We start from the raw sequence: 15,337 nt of genomic DNA, 5'->3' as shown, positions 1-15,337 counted from the left end.
CTATCCGATGGACTGGAAGACCGGGAAGGTCTCCAGCAGCCAGAATGCTATCGCCGACATCTGGCCAGTAACGAACAGGATGCCGGTCATGATCAGGAACAGGCCGAGCGCAATCTCCACCTTGCGCATGTGCCTCCGGAACCGTGCCACCCAGTCCAGAAAGCGGCTGGCGAAGACGGCCGATGCAATGAAGGGAAGGCCGATGCCCAGCGAGTAGGCCGCGAGCAGCAAGCTTCCCTTTGCCGCCGTCCCCTCCCCGCCCGCGACGAAGAGAATGGCGGCAAGAACCGGGCCGACACAAGGGGTCCAGCCGAAGGCGAAGGCCAGGCCCATGACGAAGGCACCGGCGAACCCGGCAGGCTTCGACGCCACCTGGACGCGCGCTTCCCTGTAGAGCAGGCCGATCTGGAAGACTTTCAGGAAGTGCAGGCCCATCAGGATGATGAGGACGCCGGCGATGACGGAGAGCACATCGAAATATTGCGCGATCGTCTTGCCGATGACGCTGGCAGTCGCGCCAAGCGCAACGAAGACCGTTGAAAAGCCAAGCACGAAGAACACCGCCGACAGCACGATCTGGCGACGTTCGGCTGCACCCGGATTGCTGTCCTTGAGGCGATCAAAGCTCACGCCGGCAAGCCATGCGAGGTAGGGCGGCACGATGGGCAGCACGCAAGGCGACACAAAGGAGAGAAGCCCCGCCAGGAAAGCCCCCCACAGACCGACGTCAAGCATGCAATTCCTCCCGAACACGCCGCACTAATGACTGTCCTATGTATTCAGAAATTGCTATGTATTGCAAATGACGCTTTCGATCCTTCACCGCTCAATTCTCCTGCTGGCACTTCTTTCGGCTCTTGCACTGCCGGTGCAAGCGGATGCCCAGACGCAGCTCATCATGCTGGAGCAGCCGGGCTGCCCCTGGTGCGCAAAGTTCAACGCCGAGATCGCGCCGGCCTGGCCGCACACTGCAGAAGGCGCGCGCGCACCGCTTCGCCGGGTCGACATCACGCAGCCGTGGCCGGAGGACCTTCCGAAACTTGAACCGGAGCGGTTCACGCCAACCTTCATCCTCATGGATGACGGCAAGGAAATTGGACGTTTGCGAGGATATCCCGGCGACGAGTTCTTCTGGTTTCAGATCGGTGAACTCATTGACAGGCTTCCCGAAGACTAGCTATCCACGAAAACAAGCCGCGGCACCGGAGACGTGACCCCAGGAGCATTCGCATGAGCCTCCCCAAGTTCAGCACGCTGCAGACGCAGGAGGAGCGGGAGAAGCTCTTTGCCCAGGCGCGCAAGGCCAGCGAACTCTTGAAGGCGCTGTCGCACGAAGACCGACTGGTCATCCTCTGCCTTTTGACTGAGGGGGAAAGGTCCGTGTCGGAGCTTGAAGAGATTATGGGCATGACCCAGGCCGCCGTCTCCCAGCAGCTGGCGCGCCTGCGATTTGATCGACTGGTGAATACGCGCCGGGATGGCCGCGTGATATACTATTCGCTCGCCAGCACGGAAGTCGCCCCGGTTATCGGCACCCTATACGACCTGTTCTGCGCACCTGTCAGGAATAGCGAAAGCGAAGCCTGACGGCCTCGACAGAGCGGCAATCGCCGAGAAAGGCAGATCGCGGTCTGCAGGAGGAGTTCGATGGAGGAAATCGCCTCATCAGCCTGGTCCTTGCCGCTGGCTGGCCTGCTCGCCGGCACCCTCCTCGGCTATGTCGCCAGGAGCCAGCGCTTCTGCACGATGTCGGCACTTGAGCGATACTGGTATGTCGGCGACGGAACCGGCCTGCGCACCTGGATCCTGGCGGCCACCGCGGCGCTGCTGCTCAGCCAGACGCTGCAGGCACTTCAACTCGCCGCCATCAACGAGAGCTTCTATGTCCATTCTAGCTTTGCCTGGACGGGCGCCATCCTCGGAGGGTTGATGTTCGGGATGGGCATGGCTCTCGTCGGCACTTGCGGCTTCGGTGCGCTCGTGAGGCTCGGCGGTGGAAGCCTGAGATCCCTCATCGTCCTTCTCGTGCTGGCCGTGACTGCCCTTTCAGCCCAGAAGGGACTGATTGCACAGGGGCGGGTCTACATCATCGACAATCTCGCCATCGATTTCGGCTTTGCCGGCGGCCAGTCGCTGGGTCTGATCGCCAGCTATTTCGCCGGGGTCGATCTCAGCATCCTCGTCACACTCCTGGTGGCGGCACCTCTTCTCTTCTGGATCTTCTCCGATGGCACCTATCGACGTCGGCCAAGATCAATCGCAGCCGGTGTCGTGATCGGCGCCATCATCAGCTTCGGCTGGGTCGCCACGACCCTCGCCTCGGAGCAATCTTTCGAGATCGTCCAGATCGAGGCTGCCTCTTTCGTCGTTCCGGTTGCCGATACCCTGATGCAGCTGGTGGCGTTTACCGGCACCGTCCCCGACTACGGCGTCGGTCTCGTCGTCGGCGTGGTACTCGGCTCCACCATCCATGCGTTGGCGCATCACACCGTGCGCTGGGAAGCCTGTGACGATGCCCGCGAACTGGGCAGGCATCTGTCAGGCGCAGCCTTGATGGGGATCGGAGGCGTGTTTGCGATGGGCTGCACCATCGGTCAAGGCGTCACGGCCGTGTCGGCGTTGGCACTGTCAGCGCCGCTGGTCTTCATCTCGATCGCATTCGGAGCCCGAGTTGGACTAGCCTACCTGATCGAAGGCTCCGGCCTGGCCGCCTTCCGCTCCAACACCGCCGGAGCCTGACGGCGGCCTATGCAAGCGGCACGAAGGCGTAGGCTCCATCCTTCGCCTCGACGGCACCTGCGCCGGAATAATCGAAGTGATACCCGATCAGGTGCAGCTTGTCGGCGACGAGCCGGTCAAGCAGGCGGCGACGCATCTCCACTCCCTTGTCGGGATCCTGATCGCTGCCGGATCGCCATTCCGGATGCTGAAAGGAGATGGTGGCGTGGCTCAGCGCATCGCCGCCGATCAGCGTACCCGCTCCCTGGCCATGCACCAGGAACGAGAGATGACCCGGCGTGTGACCGGACGTGTCGATCGCCTCCACTCCGGCCAACACCTCCTGCCCCGGCTTGATCATCTCCACCTTGTCCTCGATCGCGGCGAAGCGGTTCTGCGCCCCGACCACGAAGGTCTGGCGGTCCGCTGGGACGCTTTCCAGCGTATCCTTGGACGACCAATAGGCCCATTCCGCCTCACCGATCTGGTAGCGTGCTTCGGGAAACACGAGCTCGTCGAAGTCGTCCGTCACCCCCCAGAGGTGATCGGGGTGGGCATGCGTGAACAGCACGTCCGTGACCTCGGCCGGATCGATGTCCGCAGCAGCCAGGTTTTCGAGAAGCTTCCCCGCCGTCGGCATGAAGTTCGCTCCCGACCCGACGTCGAAGATGGCGAGCCGGTCGCCCTGGCGCAGCAGGGTGACGTTGCAGGGTGGCTGCAATGCGTCCGTGGGCAGGTCGTTTGCTTTCAGGAAGGCCTCGAGCTCCTCCTTCGGGACGTCCGGGTAGAGAAAGTTCATCGGCAACGAAAGCGCCCCGTCGCTGATGACGATCAACTCGCCGTCGCCCACCTGCTGCCGCGTGACCGCAAGACTGCGGAACGGCATGAGCGTGGAACCTGCGGCCAAGGCAGTGGCCATGAGAAAGTGGCGTCGGCCAAGAGCGCTTAATCTGTTCGGGGTCACTTCATATTCCTCCACCATCAATACATATATATTTTTGCATATTTAAATTCGTTGAGCTAGAGTGTCCTCAGCGGTCTCGCGAGCGGGAGGAACTCATGACCAGGTGGATGTACGCATGTGTTGTTGCCGGTTTGGCGCTGTCGCCAATGGGAGCGAGTGCTCAGGATTCTCCTTTGACGATTCGCGAGACGGACGCGGCGTTTGAAGACGTCGTGGCTGACCTGCAGGATGCAATCGTCAATCGAGGCTATGTGGTGGACTACCATGGCCGGATCGGCGATATGCTGGCGCGGACAGCTGATGATGTCGGTGCCGCAAAAGCACTTTATCGCAATGCCGAGTTCATGCAGTTCTGCTCGGCGACGGTCTCTCGCAAGGCGATGGAAGCTGATCTGGAGAATATCGGCTTCTGCCCCTATGTCCTCTTTGCCTACGAAGCCGAGACGGCTCCGGGAACGGTACGCGTCGGCTTCCGCCGCTTGCCCGCCGGTGACGGCCGCGACGAGGTGAATACTCTTCTTGAAGAGATCGTGGACGAAACGACCGGCGATTAAGCATGCGCTCGATGATCGGGAAAACGACCAGCGATCGACAGCCTGGGTTGCCTAGGCTATCACTTATTCTAACGGAGTAGGCGGTAGGCTCGGCTCCTTCACGCCGGGCTGGAGCGAGGCCTTATGGCATCGCGTGGAGTATCTCGTGGGGGCAGCTTGAGAGCGAACCTCAGCCGTCGACGGCTCCTTCTCCTGGCCGGAGCATTCCTGCTGGCGCTCGCAGCAGCGATATTTTTCGGAGTTCGGCTTCTCATCCACACCCTTTACTGGGCGTCCCATCGCGACGAGCCCATCGAGGAATGGATGTGGGTGGGCTATGTCGCGCGCTCCCATCAGGTCGCCCCCGCCGTGCTCCTCGCCGCGCTCGGTCTGCCGACCGATATACGGGATCGCCGTCCGCTGGGAGAGATTGCACATGAACAGAACAAGCAGTTCGGAGACATCCGTACACTGCTGGAAGCGGCGATCGCCGAGGAGAAGCGGAAGGCCACGGAAGCGCCTGCCTTGGGACAGGAGCCGTAGGTGCCGGAACAGCTCATCGCCATCGTCCAGGACTATGGCGCGCTAGGCCTTGCCGCGATCCTGATGGCAAGCTGCGTGGGTCTGCCCATTCCCAGTTCGCTCGTGATGATGGCGCTCGGATCCTTCATCCAGCATGAAGACATGGACATCCTCCCCTACTTCCTTATCGGCTTCGGTGGAGCGGTCGCCGGAGACCAGGCCGGCTACATGATCGGCAGGCTTGGTTCCGGCCTTCTTGAGCAAGGGAGCGGCGGACCGGCCTGGCTGGCGACATCGCTTGCCAGAGCCGCAGCCTTCCAGAATCACTGGAGCGATCTCGGCATCTTTCTCAGCCGCTGGCTGCTCAGCCCGCTCGGGCCCTGGGTCAACCTCTATTCGGGCCTCACCCACTACTCGTGGGTCAGGTTTTCCCTTCTTGTGATCGCAGGGGAGTTCGTCTGGGTTTCCGTCTATCTTGGACTGGGGATGCTCTTCAGCAGCAGCGTTGCAGCACTGGCGGATATCCTCGGATCCCTGACGTGGTTCCTGGTTACGGGGACCGTCGCCATCGCACTCGGCTGGAAGCTTGTGACTACGCTTCGCTCGAAGTCGAATCCCGACAAGGTACGGAGCTAGCGCTATCGCCGGTCCCGTTTGCAGGAGCTAATGGACCGTCTCGTTGGTTCTCGCGGAAACACACGCGCCTCATCGACGGCCTTAGAGCCGAGTCCAGTCGAGACATCCTGCCGGCAGGATCGAATTGCTGATCAGGAGGGCTCCATGGTCGTAGAACCGGTTCGCATCCCCTCCACCGGAAATGTCGACAGCCCAGACCGTCTCGGACGCGTGGGACCAAAGGAGGCGTCCGCCGCTCGCCTCAAGTCCCTGCATGGCCTGTGCCGGAGTGGCGCCGGGACCGAACACGACCATCACGGTCCCGTCGTCTGGGGCAGGCAGCGCTGCGAGGGCGCCTGCGATGAGGACCGCCAAGGCCAGTCCGGCCGGTCCCTTCGGCACCCGGCGCCCGGCGCCTCCCTTGCCGTTCCCGCGGAAGTAGGCGCCAAGGGCCAAGGGGACGAGGCCGAAGACGACAAACCAGAGAAGGTCCCAGAACAACTGGTTATCGACGTCCATCCGGATCCGGTGAATTCCCAGTATCCAGTGGGAAAGGACACTGTCGAGGATGTGCCAGGAGCCGAAACCGATCATCGCGTTCGCGAACAGAAGCCTGTCTGCACCGCTGACAGCGAAGGCAGCGCGAGAACGCCGCAGCAGCCACAACCCCGCCGCGGCGATGACATACATGAGAGCGTGGAAAAGACCGTCTGTCAGGATCAGAAGGCGGATGTCCTGACGCGCCTCCTCCAGGCCGCTCAGGAGATGATGCCATTGCAAGATCTGATGCAGCAGTATCCCGTCGAAGAACCCACCCAGCCCGAAGCCCAGCGCGTATCCGGCCCAGATCAGCGTTGCGGGCGAACCGCCGCGACCAGCCTCTTCCGGACCGACGGACGCCGTCGTCATGGGCTACCTCGTCTCAGGCCCACGGCACGCAGGACAGCATCGAACCTGTTGCCATCCTTGGCCTCGAAGTCACCTCTCAGTGCCTTCAGTGCATAACGTTCCTGATTGATCTCCTCCGCTGTGCGGAAGCCAAGCCTGCGGAGGATCGGCAGCGGTGGGCACCAACCCTGGACGGCGTGCTGGAAGAGGAATCCCGTGACAACGGCGGGCAAAGCCAGCCATCGACGATCCACTGTGGCAGCCAGGACCGTGCCCGTGAAAGCCAAGGTGGAAGCATTCGCCTCCAGCGTTCGTTCGACATCCCACTCCCTGTCGAGCTCCGCCAGCCGCGCATCGATCTGGTCGGGATGAGCCTCGTAGTAGGCGAGCCTCTCTTCCATCTGCCAGCGCAGGCGTCGATTGATTTCGTCTGATGTCTGGGCGCTCACCCGGTTCGCTGTCGTGGCCATGATCGTTCTCCTCTGCCCGGGAACTATAGGAGGAGCACAAAGTTCCGAGCCTGACCTTGAAGGATATTATTTTTACAATATATAATTCCATATAATGATGTGAACACGGAGCTGAACGTGAAGATTACCACCATTTCCGAAAAGTTGTCGGTCTCGTCGCAGCCGAGCCTTGATGAGATCCAGTCGCTTCGCGAGCAGGGGTTCAAGACGCTGATCAACAATCGTCCGGACAAAGAAGATTCCGAACAGCCGGGAACGCAGGCTGAAGCGCAGGAAACGAAACACTGCGGCCTGTCCTATGCCTTCATCCCCGTTACGGGCGACACGATCACCGAGGCGGACGTACGGGCTTTCCGACGTGCCGTCGATGAATCCGATGGTCCCGTCTTTGCCCATTGCAAGAGCGGCACTCGATCGCTGAACCTCTATCTGATCGGCGAAGTTCTGGGCGGCCGCATGCCTGCCGACGAGGTCGTCGGATTCGGGCGCAGCCGCGGCTTCGACACCAGCGCCGCTGCGCAGTGGCTCGAGAAGCACGCTGCTCGCCGGCCGCAGGTGAAGGGCTTCTTCGACAAGCGCACCTGGAGTGTCCAGTACGTCGTCTCCGATCCCACGACCCGCAAGTGTGCCATCATCGATCCGGTGCTCGACTTTGACGAGAAGTCAGGCGCGACGGCGACCATCAACGCAGATGCAATCCTGGACTACATCCGCGACGAAGGGCTGACGGTCGAATGGATCCTCGACACCCACCCGCATGCCGACCACTTTTCCGCAGCACACTATCTGAAGGAAAAGACCGGCGCCAAGACGGCCATCGGAGAACGCGTCGTGGACGTCCAGAAGCTCTGGAAAGGCATCTACAACTGGCCCGAACTTGCCACCGACGGCTCGCAGTGGGATCAGCTGTTTGCCCATGGCGAGACCTTCAAGGTCGGGTCGATCGACGCGAAGGTGCTCTTCTCTCCGGGACACACGCTGGCATCCATCACCTATGTGATCGGCGATGCTGCCTTCGTGCACGACACGCTCTTCATGCCCGACAGCGGAACGGCGCGCGCCGATTTCCCGGGAGGTGATGCACGTATCCTTTGGAAGTCGATCCAGGACATCCTGGCACTTCCCGATCAGACGCGGGTCTTCACCGGCCATGACTACCAGCCGGACGGTCGGGCACCCCGCTGGGAAAGCACCGTGGCCGAGCAGGAAAAGGCCAATCCGCATCTTGCAGGCGTGACGGAAGAAGAATTCGTGGCGCTCAGGACGAAGCGCGACAAGACGCTGCCAATGCCGAAGCTCATCCTGCATGCGCTGCAGGTCAACATTCGTGGCGGCCGTCTTCCAGAGCCGGAATCGAATGGCAAGCGCTACCTCAGGTTCCCGCTCGATGCCTTGCAGGGAGCAGCCTGGGAATGAACGCCGAGCTTGATGGACTTGTGAAGCCGGGAATGTCCCCGGCTGATCTCCCCCTGCCCGCGGCGGAGGTGGCAAACCTCCTGAAGACGCTCTCCCACCCAGCGCGCCTCATGATCGTGTGCACGCTGGTGGAAGGGGAGTATTCGGTCGGCGAACTGGAAGACAAGATCGACGTCCACCAGCCGCATCTGTCGCAGCACCTGACCGTGCTGCGCGGCTCCGGCATCGTCGAAACCCGTCGGAAGGGAAAGCAGATCTTCTATCACCTGACGGAAGAAAAGGCAGCCCAGTTGGTTTCCGCCCTCTATGACATCTTTTGCGTGAAAGAATAAGAATGAACACCTATCTCCTCTCCCTGGGCGGAGGACTGCTGATCGGCGCGTCGGCCGTCATGCTCCTGCTCCTCAATGGACGGATCGCCGGCATCAGCGGGATCGTCGGTCGCCTCGCGCAGGGCATCGGACTGACCACCAATCTCGCCTTCGTGCTTGGGCTGCTGCTCGGACCAATCGTCTACATGCTCGCCTTCGGCGGCTTTCCGGCAGTCGAGATCACCGTCGGCTGGCCGCTGATCATCGTCGCAGGACTGATGGTCGGCTTCGGGTCGAGGATGGGCTCAGGCTGCACCAGCGGCCACGGCGTGCTCGGCCTCGCGACCCTGTCCCGCCGTTCCATGGCGGCAGTTGCCACCTTCCTGACGGCTGGTGTTGTTGCCGTGGCGACCTTGCGAGGGCTGGGGATATGAGCAGGAATGTCTACCAGTTCGCCGCAGCGCTCGCTTCCGGTATCGTCTTCGGCTTCGGACTTTCCCTGTCCGGCATGTTGAATCCGGCTCGCGTCCAGGGGTTCCTAGACGTCTTCGGAGCATGGGATCCGAGCCTCGCCTTCGTTCTCGCAGGGGCCGTGATCGTCGCCTTTGTCGGAGTGCAGGCAATGAAGCGAATGCGGCGTCCGGTCCTCGGTGACCGCTTTCACCTGCCGGTGAACAACCGGATCGACGCGCCGCTCCTGATCGGCTCGGCCCTGTTCGGCCTGGGGTGGGGGATCGGCGGCTTCTGCCCGGGTCCGGCCGTCGCGTCGCTGTCGATCGGACTTCCCCAGACGGCGCTGTTTGTCGTCGCCATGATGGCCGGCATGACCTTGCATGACCGGGTATGGAGAAACCGGTCGTGAGCACTTCGGTTCTTGCAGCCGTCGGCTCCGGCGGGATCGTCGGCTTCATGCTCGGCCTGCTCGGCGGCGGCGGATCCATTCTGGCCACCCCACTCCTCCTCTACGTCGTTGGGGTGGCGCAGCCGCATGTGGCCATCGGAACCGGGGCCCTTGCCGTATCGGTGAACGCGTTTGTGAACTTCGCAAGTCACGCATTCAAGGGTCACGTCTGGTGGCGGTGTGCCGCCGTCTTCTCCGCACTCGGCGTCATCGGCGCGCTTGCCGGCTCCAGCCTCGGCAAGGCGATGGATGGCGACCGGCTGATCTTTCTCTTCGGCATCCTGATGGTCATTGTCGGCGTGCTGATGCTGAAGCCAAGGAAGGCGCTGACGGCGGAATGCCGGCCAGTCGATCTCAGGATGTGCCTTAGCACTGCGGCAGTGGCACTCGCCGCTGGCGCAGCATCCGGCTTCTTCGGTATCGGCGGGGGCTTCCTGATCGTTCCCGGGCTGATGCTGGCGACGGGCATGCCGATGATCAACGCCATCGGCACCTCGCTCCTTTCGGTCGGCGCCTTCGGATTGGCGACCGCTTTGAATTATGCGAGTTCGGGTCTTGTGGATTGGTGGCTTGCAGCGGAGTTCATCGGCGGCGGCATCGTCGGAGGCGTGCTGGGCATGCTCCTCGCCACACGACTAAGCGCCTACAAGAATGTCCTCAATCGCCTGTTCGCAGCCCTGATCTTTGTCGTCGCGGCCTACATACTCTACCGGAATCTGGGGGCGGTGGTGCCGGGCTAGCGCGCCACCTGTTCCGACCCGGGGACCGATGCCGTGACCAGCACCCTCCCCCGTCGAACAGAAACGGCAATCGCGAAGAAGGCTGCGGCCGCTGCGATCCCGATCACCGCCGTCAGCCAGATCGAGCCGCCGACGCCAATCCCCGCCAGCGAAAGCGACATGGCGATCGGCGCGATAGCCGACGTCATCTGCTTCGCCGACGTCACCCAGCCGATGCGCCCCCCGTAACCCTCCTTTCCGAACAGCTCCAGGGGAAGGGTCCCGCTGACGATGCTGATCAGCCCGGATCCGAGACCGAAGAAGATGGCGAAGACGGCAGCACCGGATATCGATGGCGTCGTCATCATCAGGATCGCGAGGCCGAGCGGGATCAGCGATGCCGCAATGATCGCGAGCCACCTCTGCGGCAACTCACGGCCGAAGACGAGGTTGATCAAGCGACTGGCGACCTGCGACGGCCCGAACAGCGACGCGACGAGAAGCCCTGCGGCGCCCATGCCCAGCGCCTGCGTCAGCGGAACCATGTGGACCAGGATGGCCGACAGCACATATCCCTCGATAGCGAAGCCGAACAGCATCAGCAGGAAGAGGCGGTTCCTGTTGCCGGCCGGTGCCGTCGGCAAGCCGGACGGGGTTGCGGGTGCCGAACCTTTGACGGCGCTGGTGGTCAGCCGCGAAAGAGCAAGATGGACGGGAACGCAGACGATGAGGTTCATGGCGGCAAAGACGAGATAGACCTCACGCCAGGAGAGAGACCCGTGCATCCAAGACGTCAACGGCCAGAACATCGATGACGCGAAGCCGGCAATCAGCGTCAGGTGCACGATGGACGTCTGCGCCTTCCTGCCGCCCGCCTGAACGATGGCGGTGAAGGCCGTCGCGTAGAGAACCGCTGACGATACCACCTCCGTCAATGTCAGCGCGACCGCGAAGGTAAGCGGTCCCGACGACATGGACATCGCCACCAGGAAGGCAGCCGCAAGGAAGGAGCCGAGGGCCATGAGACGTCCTGCTCCAATCCTGTCCGCAAGACGTCCGGACAAGGGTGCTGCAAGGCTCCCGACGAGCAAGGCGACCGAGAACGCGCCGAACACCCATTGCTCCGACCTGCCAATGTCATGGGCAATATCGGGGACCAGAACGCTGAAGGCGTAGTAGAGCGTGCCGTAGCCGATGTTCTGTGATGCGCCGAGGCCGACAAGTGCCCATATCGGCAGCTTCTGCCCCTCCGGCATCATGCTCGCTCGACTTCGACCGTCGCCGATCCGCAGCCGCAGCCCGAACTGCCTTCGGCTTTCGCTTCCGCATCGGCAACGCAGCAGGCATCCACGGCCGATGGAGCCGGGCCACCGCAGCATCCGGTAGAAGTAGAGGACGTGGACGGGGATGGAGAGGCCGAACAGACGCCCGTCTCCGGCAGCACCAGTTCAATACGGCGTGCAGCAACGGGATCACCCGCCAATTCGGTAACGACCGAGCGGACCTGTTCATATCCGGTTTTCATGAGGAAGGTTGGTGCCCTCCCGTAAGACTTCGAGCCTACAATGTAGAAGTTCTTTTCCGGGTGCGTCAGTTCATCGACGCCATGCGGAGGTACGGTACCGCAGGAGTGCAGGTTTGGGTCGATGAGTGGAGCCAGTGCCGGGGGAGCTTCGACCGCAGGATCAAGCGCGATGCGCACTTCGCGCAGGAAGGAAAAGTCAGGTCGGAAGCCCGTGGCGACGACGATCCGGTCCAGGTCCAGTTCCACCGGGCTGCCCTCGGCCATTGCCGCCACGACGATCTTGTCATTCGTGGTTGTCACCTTGGTCGCCGAAAAGGAGGTCAGCATCCGGAGCCGACCTGCGTCCATGGCAGCCTTCGCTTTCAGGCCGAGGGCTCCCCGCTCCGGAAGCTGATCATTCAATCCGCCTCCGAGCAGTCTCTCGACGCCGTGACGTCGAAGCGCCCAGTAGATGACGGTGGATGGATCAGCCTCCTGGAGCGCGAGCAAGGCAAGGGCGACATTGATGGCCGAATGGCCGCTCCCGACGACGAGCGTCCGCTTTCCGAGGAACTCCGAGCGCCTCTCCCCCGCAACATCCGGAATGCCATAGGAAATCCGGTCGCAATTGCCTTCCCCGAGCACCGGCAGGCCGTTCACACCCATCGGATTAGGCTGCGTCCAGGTCCCCGAGGCGTCGATCACCGCCCGCACGGCGGCCTCCTGCTCGCCGCTTTTGCCTCGGTATCGAATGACGAAGGGGGTATTTAGCCGGGTCGGTGACGACACCTTGTCCAGCCCCTGACGAGCAATGGCGGTAACCGTCGCCCCGAGCTTCAACGTGCGCGCGATGGCGGGAACACGTGACAGAGGCACCAGATACTCCTCGACGATCTCGCGCCCAGTCGGCAAGGCGTCCGGGGAAGGAGCGGTCCATCCTTCTGCGTCGAGGAGCCGTCGTGAAGCGTCATCGACATTGTATTTCCACGGCGAGAACACCCGCACATGACCCCATTCGAGGAGCGATGCGCCGACCGAGCTGCCGCGCTCGAGGATCAACGGAGTGAGACCGGCCTCGATGATCCGGGCAGCGGCCGCCATCCCGACAGGACCTGCTCCAAGCACCGCGATAGGAAGAGTATCAGTAGACGTCATGGCTTCACTCCGGCGGTGTTTCTAGAATTACGGAAATAACATCTAAAAAAAGCCTCAGACAGCGACTCGCGTTGCTGCTTGTCCACATCCCTGATCGGCGCAGCACTCATTGACGAGATAGCCGATCAGATCGTTCATGTGCTTGTAGTTTGCAGTACAGATGAGCGTCGTAGCCTGACGGTCCTGGACGACCAGTCCGGTGTCGACGAGACGCTTCAGATGGTGTGACAGCGTCGATCCCGGAATGTCGAGCTTCTCCTGAAGGCGGCCGACAGGCAGACCCTCTTCACCAGCCCGTACCAGCACACGGTAAATCCGCAGGCGCGTGACGTTTCCAAGGGCTTCAAGTTGCGATGCTGCTTTTTCGATAATCATGGAAATAAGCTAGCATCGACATGACCCCTCGTCAACGATATTTCCACAATCATCGAAATAGTCAGATCGACTTCAGCTTCACTCTGCTTTCAAGCTTGGCCTCATCTTCCTTGCGCTCGCTATAGCGGTCGGTCAGGTAGGACGACGCGTCTCTCGTCAGGATCGTGAACTTCACCAGTTCCTCGCAGACATCCACGACACGGTCGTAATAGGAGGAAGGCTTCATCCTGCCGTTGGCATCGAATTCCTGATAGGCTCGAGCCACGGACGACTGGTTGGGGATGGTGATCATCCGCATCCAGCGCCCGAGTATGCGCATCTGGTTCACGGCATTGAAGGACTGGCTGCCGCCGGAAACCTCCATCACCGCAAGCGTCCTGCCCTGCGTCGGGCGTATTGACCCAAGCGACAGGGGAATCCAGTCGATCTGCGCCTTCATGATGCCGGTCATTGCACCATGCCGTTCGGGGCTGACCCACACCTGCCCCTCGGACCACTCGGAGAGTTCCCGGAGCTCCTGGACCTTCGGATGGCTCGCAGGCGCTTCGTCCGGAAGCGGCAGCCCCTTCGGATCGAACATCCGCACTTCGCAGCCGAGGCGTTCCAGCAGGCGCCGTGCCTCGTGGGCAAGCAGCCTGCTATAGGAGACCTCGCGGAGAGACCCATAGAGGATGAGGATACGGGGCTTGTGTGTCGAGAACGGGGGCCGCAAGCTTTCGAGGTCTATTGCGTGGAGATGCCCTTCGTCCAAGGCAGGAAATGACTCAGACAATGCGCTTGCCCCTCTCGTCCAGGACCTGCTCGCCGTCCTCCTTGACGAAGGCCCCCTTGAACGTCTCCGGCAGGATGTCGAGGACAGCCTCGGAGGGGCGGGCAAGCCGCGTGCCCAAGGGTGTCACGACAAACGGTCGGTTGATGAGGATGGGGTCCTTCAGCATTGCGTCCAGCAACTGCTTATCGGTCAGGTCCGGTCTATCGAGGCCAAGTTCCGCATAGGGCGTCCCCTTTTCCCGGATCGCCTGCCTGACCGTCAGGCCTGCATCGGCAATCATCCTTGCCAGTTCGTCGCGTGTCGGAGGCGTCTTGAGGTACTCGACGACCTTCGGCTCGATCCCGGCAGCTCGGATCAGGGCGAGCGTGTTGCGCGACGTTCCGCAGGCCGGATTGTGATAGATGGTGACGTCCATGGTCATGCCCTTTCGCTGAGAGTGTTGCGGGAAACGGAGGGTGCAGCCTCGTACCAGCCCTTCGATCGGTTGACGATCGCCACCAGCATCAGCATCACCGGAACCTCGATAAGCACACCGACAACGGTGGCAAGTGCGGCCCCGGAAGTGAAGCCGAAGAGACTGATTGCGGTTGCGACGGCCAGCTCGAAGAAGTTCGATGCGCTGATCAGGGCGGAGGGACCGGCGACGCAATGCACCTCCCCCGTCATGCGGTTGAGCATATAGGCGAAGCCGAAGATGAAGATGGTCTGCAGGAAGATCGGCACGGCAAGGATCGCGATCACGACCGGTTGCGCCAGGATCTGGTTGCCCTGGAAGGCGAAAAGCAGCACCACCGTCAAAAGCAGCGAGCCGATCGACAGGGGCTGGATCTTGTCCTGGAACCGCCGCAGGGCGCGACCGTCGCCGCCCCCCAGGATACGCCGCAGCGCCTGCGCGACGACGACCGGAACCACGATGAACAGGGCGACCGAGATCAGCAGGGTTTCCCACGGCACGACGATCGACGATACCCCGAGCAGGATCGCGACGATGGGCGCGAAGGCGAGAACCATGACGGCGTCGTTGAGTGCAACCTGCGTGAGCGTGAAGGGAGCGTCACCCCGCGTGAGATTGGACCAGACGAAAACCATGGCGGTGCAGGGTGCGGCTCCGAGCAGGATCAGCCCGGCGATGTAGCTGTCGATCTGGTCCGAGGGCAGCAGAGGCGCAAAAAGCCAGCCGATGAATATCCAGCCGAGCACGGCCATCGAGAACGGCTTGACCGCCCAGTTGGCGAACAGTGTCACACCCATCCCGCGCCAATGCCTTCCAACCTCGCGGATCGCCGCGAAGTCGATCTTCATCAGCATGGGAATGATCATCAGCCAGATCAGGACGGCGACCGGCAGGTTGACCTTTGCGATTTCGGCCGCGCCGATCAACCGGAACAGATCGGGAAAGATTGAGCCAAGAGCGATGCCCGTACCAATCGCGAGGGCAACCCAGAGGGTGAGATATCGTTCGAACGTCGACATG

General features: G+C 62.0%; 21 protein-coding genes. 11 read left to right on the top strand and 10 right to left on the bottom strand.

Features of this window, described 5'->3' with window-relative positions:
* Entirely contained in the window at positions 1 to 735 is a 735-nt protein-coding gene (locus ACEPP2_RS14695; protein ID WP_152339595.1) for a cytochrome c biogenesis CcdA family protein, read from the bottom strand.
* Positions 736 to 802: 67 nt separating this feature from the next.
* Here ACEPP2_RS14695 and ACEPP2_RS14690 point away from each other — a divergent pair, with 67 nt between their 5' ends.
* The 3 genes from ACEPP2_RS14690 to ACEPP2_RS14680 are packed head-to-tail and all read left to right on the top strand — an operon-like array spanning position 803 to position 2,739.
* Positions 803 to 1,177 carry a thioredoxin domain-containing protein gene (locus ACEPP2_RS14690; RefSeq protein ID WP_395517017.1) on the top strand — a complete coding sequence of 125 codons (375 nt, stop codon included), beginning with the start codon at positions 803 to 805 and terminating at the stop codon, positions 1,175 to 1,177.
* 53 nt (positions 1,178 to 1,230) lie between these two features.
* The gene (locus ACEPP2_RS14685) at positions 1,231 to 1,587 is read left to right on the top strand and encodes an ArsR/SmtB family transcription factor (protein WP_077549552.1); all 357 of its coding nucleotides are present in this window, start codon (positions 1,231 to 1,233) and stop codon (positions 1,585 to 1,587) included.
* A gap of 60 nt (positions 1,588 to 1,647) precedes the next feature.
* Positions 1,648 to 2,739, top strand: coding sequence for a YeeE/YedE family protein (locus tag ACEPP2_RS14680; protein WP_077549553.1), 1,092 nt, complete (start codon positions 1,648 to 1,650; stop codon positions 2,737 to 2,739).
* A 7-nt stretch (positions 2,740 to 2,746) separates the two neighbouring features.
* On the opposite strand, the gene ACEPP2_RS14675 is transcribed toward ACEPP2_RS14680, so the two are convergent.
* On the bottom strand, positions 2,747 to 3,637 hold the full coding sequence (locus ACEPP2_RS14675) for an MBL fold metallo-hydrolase (RefSeq protein ID WP_395517016.1): 891 nt from the start codon (positions 3,635 to 3,637) through the stop codon (positions 2,747 to 2,749).
* Between the two features lie 140 nt (positions 3,638 to 3,777).
* Between ACEPP2_RS14675 and ACEPP2_RS14670 the strand changes: the two genes are divergently transcribed.
* The 3 genes from ACEPP2_RS14670 (at position 3,778) to ACEPP2_RS14660 (ending at position 5,373) form a co-directional block, all read left to right on the top strand.
* Positions 3,778 to 4,236, top strand: a complete 459-nt coding sequence (locus tag ACEPP2_RS14670) for a DUF302 domain-containing protein (protein WP_281976599.1) — start codon at positions 3,778 to 3,780, stop codon at positions 4,234 to 4,236.
* Between the two features lie 156 nt (positions 4,237 to 4,392).
* On the top strand, positions 4,393 to 4,758 hold the full coding sequence (locus ACEPP2_RS14665) for a hypothetical protein (RefSeq protein ID WP_395517015.1): 366 nt from the start codon (positions 4,393 to 4,395) through the stop codon (positions 4,756 to 4,758).
* A complete protein-coding gene (locus ACEPP2_RS14660; RefSeq protein WP_395517014.1) occupies positions 4,759 to 5,373 on the top strand; it encodes a DedA family protein in 615 nt (204 codons plus the stop codon). It begins immediately after the preceding gene.
* 81 nt (positions 5,374 to 5,454) lie between these two features.
* On the opposite strand, the gene ACEPP2_RS14655 is transcribed toward ACEPP2_RS14660, so the two are convergent.
* A complete protein-coding gene (locus ACEPP2_RS14655) occupies positions 5,455 to 6,261 on the bottom strand; it encodes a DUF2243 domain-containing protein (protein WP_395517013.1) in 807 nt (268 codons plus the stop codon).
* A complete protein-coding gene (locus ACEPP2_RS14650; protein ID WP_077549559.1) occupies positions 6,258 to 6,710 on the bottom strand; it encodes a hypothetical protein in 453 nt (150 codons plus the stop codon). The genes ACEPP2_RS14655 and ACEPP2_RS14650 overlap by 4 nt, the downstream gene beginning before the upstream one ends.
* 117 nt (positions 6,711 to 6,827) lie before the next feature.
* Here ACEPP2_RS14650 and blh point away from each other — a divergent pair, with 117 nt between their 5' ends.
* Genes blh through ACEPP2_RS14625 form a run of 5 tightly spaced genes read left to right on the top strand, consistent with a single transcriptional unit; the run spans position 6,828 to position 10,078 of the window.
* Entirely contained in the window at positions 6,828 to 8,126 is a 1,299-nt protein-coding gene (gene blh, locus ACEPP2_RS14645) for a bifunctional sulfur transferase/dioxygenase Blh (RefSeq protein ID WP_077549865.1), read from the top strand.
* Complete coding sequence (gene bigR, locus ACEPP2_RS14640; RefSeq protein ID WP_077549560.1) at positions 8,123 to 8,458, top strand: sulfite-sensing transcriptional repressor BigR; 336 nt, start codon at positions 8,123 to 8,125, stop codon at positions 8,456 to 8,458. Before blh ends, bigR begins: the two co-directional genes overlap by 4 nt.
* Before the next feature lie 2 nt (positions 8,459 to 8,460).
* On the top strand, positions 8,461 to 8,871 hold the full coding sequence (locus ACEPP2_RS14635) for a YeeE/YedE family protein (RefSeq protein ID WP_395517012.1): 411 nt from the start codon (positions 8,461 to 8,463) through the stop codon (positions 8,869 to 8,871).
* Entirely contained in the window at positions 8,868 to 9,299 is a 432-nt protein-coding gene (locus ACEPP2_RS14630; RefSeq protein ID WP_077549561.1) for a YeeE/YedE family protein, read from the top strand. Before ACEPP2_RS14635 ends, ACEPP2_RS14630 begins: the two co-directional genes overlap by 4 nt.
* Entirely contained in the window at positions 9,281 to 10,078 is a 798-nt protein-coding gene (locus ACEPP2_RS14625; protein WP_077549562.1) for a sulfite exporter TauE/SafE family protein, read from the top strand. The genes ACEPP2_RS14630 and ACEPP2_RS14625 overlap by 19 nt, the downstream gene beginning before the upstream one ends.
* Here the strand turns inward: ACEPP2_RS14625 and arsK are convergent.
* The 6 genes from arsK to arsB form a co-directional block, all read right to left on the bottom strand.
* Complete coding sequence (gene arsK / locus ACEPP2_RS14620; protein ID WP_395517011.1) at positions 10,075 to 11,316, bottom strand: arsenite efflux MFS transporter ArsK; 1,242 nt, start codon at positions 11,314 to 11,316, stop codon at positions 10,075 to 10,077. The genes ACEPP2_RS14625 and arsK overlap by 4 nt on opposite strands.
* On the bottom strand, positions 11,313 to 12,716 hold the full coding sequence (locus ACEPP2_RS14615) for an FAD-dependent oxidoreductase (protein ID WP_395517010.1): 1,404 nt from the start codon (positions 12,714 to 12,716) through the stop codon (positions 11,313 to 11,315). The genes arsK and ACEPP2_RS14615 overlap by 4 nt, the downstream gene beginning before the upstream one ends.
* 54 nt (positions 12,717 to 12,770) lie before the next feature.
* Positions 12,771 to 13,091 carry an ArsR/SmtB family transcription factor gene (locus ACEPP2_RS14610; RefSeq protein ID WP_395517009.1) on the bottom strand — a complete coding sequence of 107 codons (321 nt, stop codon included), beginning with the start codon at positions 13,089 to 13,091 and terminating at the stop codon, positions 12,771 to 12,773.
* Positions 13,092 to 13,152: 61 nt separating this feature from the next.
* Positions 13,153 to 13,863 carry an arsenical resistance protein ArsH gene (gene arsH, locus ACEPP2_RS14605; RefSeq protein WP_395517008.1) on the bottom strand — a complete coding sequence of 237 codons (711 nt, stop codon included), beginning with the start codon at positions 13,861 to 13,863 and terminating at the stop codon, positions 13,153 to 13,155.
* Positions 13,856 to 14,284, bottom strand: coding sequence for an arsenate reductase (glutaredoxin) (arsC, locus tag ACEPP2_RS14600; RefSeq protein ID WP_395517007.1), 429 nt, complete (start codon positions 14,282 to 14,284; stop codon positions 13,856 to 13,858). The genes arsH and arsC overlap by 8 nt, the downstream gene beginning before the upstream one ends.
* Positions 14,281 to 15,336 (bottom strand): ACR3 family arsenite efflux transporter, encoded by a 1,056-nt coding sequence (gene arsB, locus ACEPP2_RS14595; RefSeq protein ID WP_395517006.1) that lies wholly within the window; start codon positions 15,334 to 15,336, stop codon positions 14,281 to 14,283. The genes arsC and arsB overlap by 4 nt, the downstream gene beginning before the upstream one ends.
* Between the last annotated feature and the right edge of the window lies 1 nt (position 15,337).

Source organism: Pseudorhizobium flavum (assembly GCF_044142885.1).
GTDB classification, from domain to species: Bacteria; Pseudomonadota; Alphaproteobacteria; order Rhizobiales; family Rhizobiaceae; genus Neorhizobium; species Neorhizobium flavum.
The sequence above is the reverse complement of the archived record's forward strand: the minus strand, read 5'-3'. Positions and strand labels throughout refer to the sequence as shown.

What these genes read in the sequence shown, in the direction of transcription:
- ACEPP2_RS14670 (WP_281976599.1), top strand. Translation starts at nt 3,778, where the DNA reads ATGACCAGGTGGATGTACGCATGTGTTGTTGCCGGTTTGGCGCTGTCG.
- ACEPP2_RS14695 (WP_152339595.1), bottom strand. Translation starts at nt 735, where the DNA reads ATGCTTGACGTCGGTCTGTGGGGGGCTTTCCTGGCGGGGCTTCTCTCC.
- arsB (WP_395517006.1), bottom strand. Translation starts at nt 15,336, where the DNA reads ATGTCGACGTTCGAACGATATCTCACCCTCTGGGTTGCCCTCGCGATT.
- arsC (WP_395517007.1), bottom strand. Translation starts at nt 14,284, where the DNA reads ATGACCATGGACGTCACCATCTATCACAATCCGGCCTGCGGAACGTCG.
- ACEPP2_RS14685 (WP_077549552.1), top strand. Translation starts at nt 1,231, where the DNA reads ATGAGCCTCCCCAAGTTCAGCACGCTGCAGACGCAGGAGGAGCGGGAG.
- ACEPP2_RS14610 (WP_395517009.1), bottom strand. Translation starts at nt 13,091, where the DNA reads ATGATTATCGAAAAAGCAGCATCGCAACTTGAAGCCCTTGGAAACGTC.
- ACEPP2_RS14655 (WP_395517013.1), bottom strand. Translation starts at nt 6,261, where the DNA reads ATGACGACGGCGTCCGTCGGTCCGGAAGAGGCTGGTCGCGGCGGTTCG.
- ACEPP2_RS14615 (WP_395517010.1), bottom strand. Translation starts at nt 12,716, where the DNA reads ATGACGTCTACTGATACTCTTCCTATCGCGGTGCTTGGAGCAGGTCCT.
- ACEPP2_RS14625 (WP_077549562.1), top strand. Translation starts at nt 9,281, where the DNA reads ATGGAGAAACCGGTCGTGAGCACTTCGGTTCTTGCAGCCGTCGGCTCC.
- ACEPP2_RS14675 (WP_395517016.1), bottom strand. Translation starts at nt 3,637, where the DNA reads ATGGCCACTGCCTTGGCCGCAGGTTCCACGCTCATGCCGTTCCGCAGT.
- ACEPP2_RS14690 (WP_395517017.1), top strand. Translation starts at nt 803, where the DNA reads ATGACGCTTTCGATCCTTCACCGCTCAATTCTCCTGCTGGCACTTCTT.
- ACEPP2_RS14635 (WP_395517012.1), top strand. Translation starts at nt 8,461, where the DNA reads ATGAACACCTATCTCCTCTCCCTGGGCGGAGGACTGCTGATCGGCGCG.
- bigR (WP_077549560.1), top strand. Translation starts at nt 8,123, where the DNA reads ATGAACGCCGAGCTTGATGGACTTGTGAAGCCGGGAATGTCCCCGGCT.
- ACEPP2_RS14680 (WP_077549553.1), top strand. Translation starts at nt 1,648, where the DNA reads ATGGAGGAAATCGCCTCATCAGCCTGGTCCTTGCCGCTGGCTGGCCTG.
- ACEPP2_RS14630 (WP_077549561.1), top strand. Translation starts at nt 8,868, where the DNA reads ATGAGCAGGAATGTCTACCAGTTCGCCGCAGCGCTCGCTTCCGGTATC.
- ACEPP2_RS14650 (WP_077549559.1), bottom strand. Translation starts at nt 6,710, where the DNA reads ATGGCCACGACAGCGAACCGGGTGAGCGCCCAGACATCAGACGAAATC.
- arsK (WP_395517011.1), bottom strand. Translation starts at nt 11,316, where the DNA reads ATGATGCCGGAGGGGCAGAAGCTGCCGATATGGGCACTTGTCGGCCTC.